Source organism: Ferruginibacter sp. (assembly GCF_031430955.1).
Lineage (GTDB): Bacteria > Bacteroidota > Bacteroidia > Chitinophagales > Chitinophagaceae > Ferruginibacter.
In genome coordinates this window covers 1-5,770 of record NZ_JANPCM010000722.1, presented here as the reverse complement: position 1 = coordinate 5,770, position 5,770 = coordinate 1, and the positions used below count along the sequence as shown (strand labels likewise).

Genomic DNA, 5,770 nt, shown 5'->3' with positions numbered 1-5,770 from the left:
CTTTCATTGATTGTGTTTGTGTTTGCATAATTGTAAACCCCTGTGTACACTTTGGGGATTTTGATTTTAATTATTAAATATTTTTTTTGAGCCTAACATTTTTTTTCTATTTTGCTTCATTGGCGTCGCACTATTGTACATTTTCAGCTTTATTCAACGCCTTTAATTCGCCTCTACTCTTCTCCCATTCACCAGCTTTCATTTCAAACTTAATTTCTCCTTTGCCAAACAACCCCACTTCTCTCCATCCCTGCATCCGGTAAAATTTTTCTGCCCTTGTATTGGGTGTAGTACTTAACCAAACCATTTCTTTTTGCTGGGCAAAATACCAGTTCAGCATCATATCATGTAAAGTTTTTCCAATGCCTTTTCCTTCAACATCCGGATGCACAAATAATGCCCAAATATTATTATCAATTAAATCGGCAATGGCAAAACCTACAACAGTATTATCAATTTCGCAAACCCAGCCCTTGCCTCTGAGGGTTAAATACTCCACGCAATCTTTATCTGTAACCAACCCGGGATTTGATAAAGTATTTTCCTTTACTGCATTTCTAACAACCTGTATTTGTTTAATGTCGTTTGTTTGTGCTTCTCTAAAAATCATATCAATTAAGTTTACTTCTTTTGGCTTTGCTACCTCATTACTAATTTTGGGGGGGTGAGTCACTCTTTAAGGAGTGACTCACCCTACGCTTTGTTCTTCTACTTGGTTCCCCCGTAATTTATCCCGATTTTTCGGGAGGGGATGGAGGGGGCAAAATTCTCTTTATTCTATTTGCATTCTCCATCAACTCTATTAAATATTCCATATTCTCTTTTTCCAAACTAGCTTTAAATTTTCTTAACTGAGAAATATGTTCATTCAAAACATCTAAAACATTTTCTTTGTTCTGCATAAAAATGGGTGCCCACATTGCAGGGTTACTTTTTGCCAAACGCACGGTACTTTCAAAACCTCCACCGGCCATTTCAAAAATGGCATCTTCTTCTTTTTCTTTTTCCAATACGGTATTGGCCAATGCAAAAGAAGTAATGTGCGATATATGACTGATGTATGCTGCATGAATATCATGATTAGCCGCATCCATATAAACTAAGTGCATGTTTACCGCTTTATAAATATTTTCTACAGTTTGTAAAGCACCTGCATCACTTTTTTCTTTTTCACAAATTACACAAGCCCTTCCTGCAAATGCGCCTTTTACGGCAGCTTCCGGCCCGCTGTATTCTGTACCCCACATGGGGTGCGTTGCAACAAATTGTTTACGCATCGGGTGATCTTTCAATGCATCGCACAAAGCAAATTTTGTTGAGCCTGCGTCAACTACAATTTGTTTATCAGTTATTAAATCCATAATCTGCAGCACAACCGGTATGGTAACATCAACAGGAATGGAAACATAAATAAAATCAGCTTGCTTAACTGCTTCTTCCAAAGGCAGTGCTTCATCAATTATACCCAGTTCAATTGCTTTGGCAATACTTGCTGCCGAACGGCCCACACCAATTACTTTTTTTGCAATTCCTTTTTCTTTTAAAGCCAATGCCATTGAACCACCAATGAGGCCTACGCCGATGATAGCAACAGTACCCCCATCCCCTAAAGGGGAGTTATTCAAAGTTTCTATTTTTTCTTCCGCCATTTTTGTTTTTTGAATGCCCTTTCTTTCTAAATAATTATTTATAGGCTGCTATTAATTGTACACTCTCCGCAAACCCAATTACAAATTACTATTTCCCAATTCCCTTATTCTACCAATCGCCGCATCAATATTCTCTTCTTTACAACATAAACTTACCCTTACATATTTATTACCTGCACTGCCAAAAATTCCGCCGGGTGTGATAAAAACATTTGAACCGTACAATACTTTATCACTTAACTCATACCCGTCTTTATAATTTGAAGGTATTGCTGCCCACACAAACATACCCGCCTGGTTTTTTGAATAACTGCATTGTAATAAGTCCAATAATTCAAAAACTTTTTCTCTTCTTGCTTTGTAAATTTTATTTATCGAATCGTGCCAGTCTTTTTCTAATGTTAATGCTTTTGCTGCGGCTAATTGGAGGGGCAAAAACATTCCGCTATCCATATTACTTTTAAAACGTAACACCGCATCAATTTTTTCTTTTGCACCGCAGAGCATTCCAATTCTCCAGCCTGCCATGTTGTGGCTTTTGCTTAACGAGTTTAATTCGATCACACAATCTTTTGCACCTTCCATACTCAACAAACTTACAGGCTCATCATTTAAAATAAAACTATAAGGATTATCATGCACAATAAGAATATTATATTTTTTTGCAAATATTATAAGCTGGTTGAACATGGATGAACTGGCTAATTGCCCTGTTGGCATGTGCGGATAATTAACAAACATTAGTTTTACCCGGTTAACGTACAAATTATTTTCTATCTCATTAAAGTCGGGCAACCAATTATTCTCTTCTGTTAAATTATACTCCATGCATTTTGCGCCGGCAATGGTAGCGGCACTTTTGTAAGTTGGATAACCGGGGTTAGGAATTAAAACAAAATCGCCTTCATTTAAATAGGTCATGCAGATGTGCATAATGCCTTCTTTACTTCCAATCAATGGCAATATTTCTGTATCAGCATTTAAATTTACGTTGTACCATTTCTTATACCAGTCGGCAATAGCGTTTCTTAATACCGGGCTGCCTTTATAGCTTTGGTAAGCGTGTGTATTTGGCTTGGCACTTTCTTCCTGTAATACTTTTATTACTTCAGGATGTGGGGGTAAATCTGGACTGCCAATACCAAGACTGATCACATTCTTTCCAGCTGCATTCATAGCATCAATCTCTCTCAATTTTTGAGAAAAATAATATTCGCCAATGCCTTCTAAACGTTTTGCAATCTCCATACTTATTTTATTTTTCCGTTTTTATAAACTCCCAGCACATTTAATTCATCCGTTAAATTCTCCAATTTTTTAATAACATTTTTCAGTTGAGCAGCATTATCAAATTCCATATCTGCATGAAAAGAATATTTAAAATCGCTGCCGGGTATGGGCATGCTTTGCAATTTGGAAAGATTGATACCTGCTTCTGCAATTTTTGTAAGCACTTTTGCCAGGCTGCCTTTAGAGTGGTCGGTAAAAAAATTAATAGACGCTTTATCTGCATCAATAATTTCTTTTGCCACATCCTGCCGCTGCAATGCTAAAAAGCGGGTGTAATTATTTTTTAGCGTATGAATGTTTGGAGCAATTACATAAAGACTGTATAACTCTGCCGCCAGCTTACTGGCAATGGCTGCTGCATGTTTGTTTTTATGCTGATGAATATGTTTGGCACTTAAGGCAGTGTCTTCGGTTTCAATCAACTTCCAGTTGTATTTATCTAAAAAGCCAAAGCATTGCTGTATGGCCATTGGGTGAGAATGTACTTCTTTAATATCTTCCAGTTTTACACCGGGGTTTACCAAAAGATTTTGATTTATCTGCAGGTACACTTCTCCCACAATTTTTAAATTACTTTTTAAGAGTAAATTATAATTGGGCAAAATACTGCCTGCAATAGAATTTTCAATGGCCATTATACCACCATCGCTTTGTTTTTTATCGACAGCAACTTTTACTACCTCTTTAAAAGTGGCACAGCAAATCACTTCAGTTTCTTTACCATAAAATTGTTGTGCTGCCACCTGGTGAAAGCTGCCTTCGAAACCCTGTATAGAAATACTTTTGCCCATAAAGTTGGTTAAACAAAAATCCCGGCCTTTTTAGCCGGGATTCTTTTTATGTTAGTCTGTTTATTTATTCAGTTTTTAACAAAAGGCTCCCGGTCTATTTATAAAATAGTAGCTAAAATAAAAGAAGCTATGGTTGCCTTTGTTTATCATTGAATTTCAAAAATAACAAATCAACCTCAAATGAACAAAAAAAAATCCCTCCTAAAAAAATTAAGAGGGACTTTTAACGATTGCTTGTCATGTAAAAAATTTATGACCGGCATAAGGACAGGCAATCAGCCGGCTACTAATTACTTTTTCAAAGTATCAACAGTAGTAGTCATTTTAACTGTAGTATCTTTTACAACAGTCATTGTGTCTTTAGCTACAACTACAGTTGTATCGCTAGATTTAACTTCTTCAACTTTCTTTTCTTCACCGTTGTTACAAGCTACAAAAGATACAGATACTACTGCGAATGCTAAGATTGCTTTTTTCATTTTTGTTTTTTTAAATTTTAAAATTATAATTTGATATTTATACTGGATTTTAAAAAAGGTAACCCATCATTTAATAAATAATTTTTCGTTGTTTTGGGTTACAAATAATAGTTAACCGTATTAATATAAACCGGGTGAGTACTTTAGAAGAAGAAAAATTGATATTAAAAGGACTGGCAGCAAACGATAAACAGGCCATTGAAACCATTTACAGGAGCAATTTCGCTATGATTCAGTCTTTTATACTGAATAACAGCGGTAGCCAGGACGATGCAAGGGATATTTTTCAGGAGGCGATGATTGTATTGTTTGAAAAGTCCCGGTCGGACAGTTTTGAACTGAGCAGCCAGTTAAAAACGTATATATATTCAGTTTGCAGGCGGCTTTGGTTAAAAAGGCTTAATCAAATGCAGCGGTACAGCGGCAGTTTGGAAAATGTAGAAGAAACAGTGCAGGTAGAAGAGGATTTAGAAACGCATGAAAAAAGAAATGCCGATTTTACATTAATGGAAACAGCCATGAGTAAAATTGGGGAGCCCTGCAAAAGTTTATTGGATGCTTATTATATTCAAAAGAAGCACATGCAGGAAATTGCAGCCGATTTTGGATACACCAATGCCGATAATGCAAAAACCCAAAAATATAAATGCCTGATGCGGTTGAAGAAATTATTTTTTGCACAATATAAAAATGGACAATAATATGGACGACACTTTACTATTAGATGCTGTAGAAAGATACCTGAAGGGAGAAATGTCTGCCGAGGAGAGAACTTTTTTAGAAGAGTTACGCAAAACAAACCCGGAAGTGGATCAAATGGTGGTGGAGCATACTTTTTTTCTTAACGAAGTTGAAAATTACGGCAGCATAAAAAACTTTAAGCATTCGCTTAATGAAACTGAAATTAAATTAACAGAAGAAGGCGCCATCAATCCATCTAAACTGCAGGGTAAAACCAAAGTAGTTTTTATGTGGAAAAAATACAAGCGTATTGCCGCAGTAGCAGCAACTATCGCAGGTATCGTTTCTATTTTAACAGCAGGGTTAACTTCTGTTTATAATAATAAAACAAACCCCGAAACAGAAAAACTTAGCAGGGAATTAAATAAGATAAAGCAAGATCAAACCATCGCTAATAAAGAATTGAATGCATTAAAAAGCAAGATCGATCCTAAAGCAACGCCAATATCAGGCGGTACAGGTTTTCTTATTGATGCACAGGGTTACTTAATTACCAATGCCCACGTATTAAAAGGAAAAACTATTGTAGCTACTAACGAAAAAGGCCAGCAATTTTTAGCCACTGTTTGTATGATGGATAACACCCGTGATATTGCGGTGTTAAAAATAGATGATAAAGATTTCGTTCCTTATAAATCGCTGCCGTACAGCATTAAAAAATCTGTAAGTCTTGCTGAACCAATTTACACAATGGGCTATCCTAAAGATCAGATTGTTTATGGCGAGGGATATTTAAGCAGCGAAACAGGTTATAAAAGCGACACCCTTACTTACCAAATTTCAATTGCTGCTGACCATGGCAACAGCGGTGGACCGGTAC

General features: G+C 36.2%; 7 protein-coding genes. 2 read left to right on the top strand and 5 right to left on the bottom strand.

Translation table 11 applies throughout. The annotated features are described in order from the left end of the window. Positions 1–130 precede the first annotated feature (130 nt). The 5 genes from ACY65O_RS20660 to ACY65O_RS20640 all read right to left on the bottom strand — a co-directional run bounded on the left by ACY65O_RS20660 (position 131) and on the right by ACY65O_RS20640 (position 4,209). Positions 131–610 carry a GNAT family N-acetyltransferase gene (locus ACY65O_RS20660; protein WP_462222754.1) on the bottom strand — a complete coding sequence of 160 codons (480 nt, stop codon included), beginning with the start codon at positions 608–610 and terminating at the stop codon, positions 131–133. 118 nt (positions 611–728) lie between these two features. Further along, a complete protein-coding gene (locus ACY65O_RS20655; RefSeq protein ID WP_462222753.1) occupies positions 729–1,649 on the bottom strand; it encodes a prephenate dehydrogenase in 921 nt (306 codons plus the stop codon). A 78-nt stretch (positions 1,650–1,727) separates the two neighbouring features. Next, positions 1,728–2,897: a pyridoxal phosphate-dependent aminotransferase gene (locus ACY65O_RS20650; RefSeq protein WP_462222752.1), complete on the bottom strand. Its 1,170-nt coding sequence runs from the start codon at positions 2,895–2,897 to the stop codon at positions 1,728–1,730. Positions 2,898–2,899: 2 nt separating this feature from the next. Then, positions 2,900–3,730 (bottom strand): prephenate dehydratase, encoded by an 831-nt coding sequence (locus tag ACY65O_RS20645; RefSeq protein ID WP_462222751.1) that lies wholly within the window; start codon positions 3,728–3,730, stop codon positions 2,900–2,902. A gap of 290 nt (positions 3,731–4,020) precedes the next feature. After that, complete coding sequence (locus tag ACY65O_RS20640; protein WP_462222750.1) at positions 4,021–4,209, bottom strand: hypothetical protein; 189 nt, start codon at positions 4,207–4,209, stop codon at positions 4,021–4,023. A gap of 134 nt (positions 4,210–4,343) precedes the next feature. Between ACY65O_RS20640 and ACY65O_RS20635 the strand changes: the two genes are divergently transcribed. Continuing rightward, the gene (locus tag ACY65O_RS20635) at positions 4,344–4,910 is read left to right on the top strand and encodes an RNA polymerase sigma factor (RefSeq protein WP_462222749.1); all 567 of its coding nucleotides are present in this window, start codon (positions 4,344–4,346) and stop codon (positions 4,908–4,910) included. Then, a partial coding sequence (locus ACY65O_RS20630) for a S1 family peptidase (RefSeq protein ID WP_462222748.1) occupies positions 4,900–5,770 on the top strand: 871 nt, incomplete at its 3' end. The genes ACY65O_RS20635 and ACY65O_RS20630, both read left to right, overlap by 11 nt.

What these genes read in the sequence shown, in the direction of transcription:
- ACY65O_RS20650 (WP_462222752.1), bottom strand. Translation starts at nt 2,897, where the DNA reads ATGGAGATTGCAAAACGTTTAGAAGGCATTGGCGAATATTATTTTTCT.
- ACY65O_RS20660 (WP_462222754.1), bottom strand. Translation starts at nt 610, where the DNA reads ATGATTTTTAGAGAAGCACAAACAAACGACATTAAACAAATACAGGTT.
- ACY65O_RS20645 (WP_462222751.1), bottom strand. Translation starts at nt 3,730, where the DNA reads ATGGGCAAAAGTATTTCTATACAGGGTTTCGAAGGCAGCTTTCACCAG.
- ACY65O_RS20640 (WP_462222750.1), bottom strand. Translation starts at nt 4,209, where the DNA reads ATGAAAAAAGCAATCTTAGCATTCGCAGTAGTATCTGTATCTTTTGTA.
- ACY65O_RS20655 (WP_462222753.1), bottom strand. Translation starts at nt 1,649, where the DNA reads ATGGCGGAAGAAAAAATAGAAACTTTGAATAACTCCCCTTTAGGGGAT.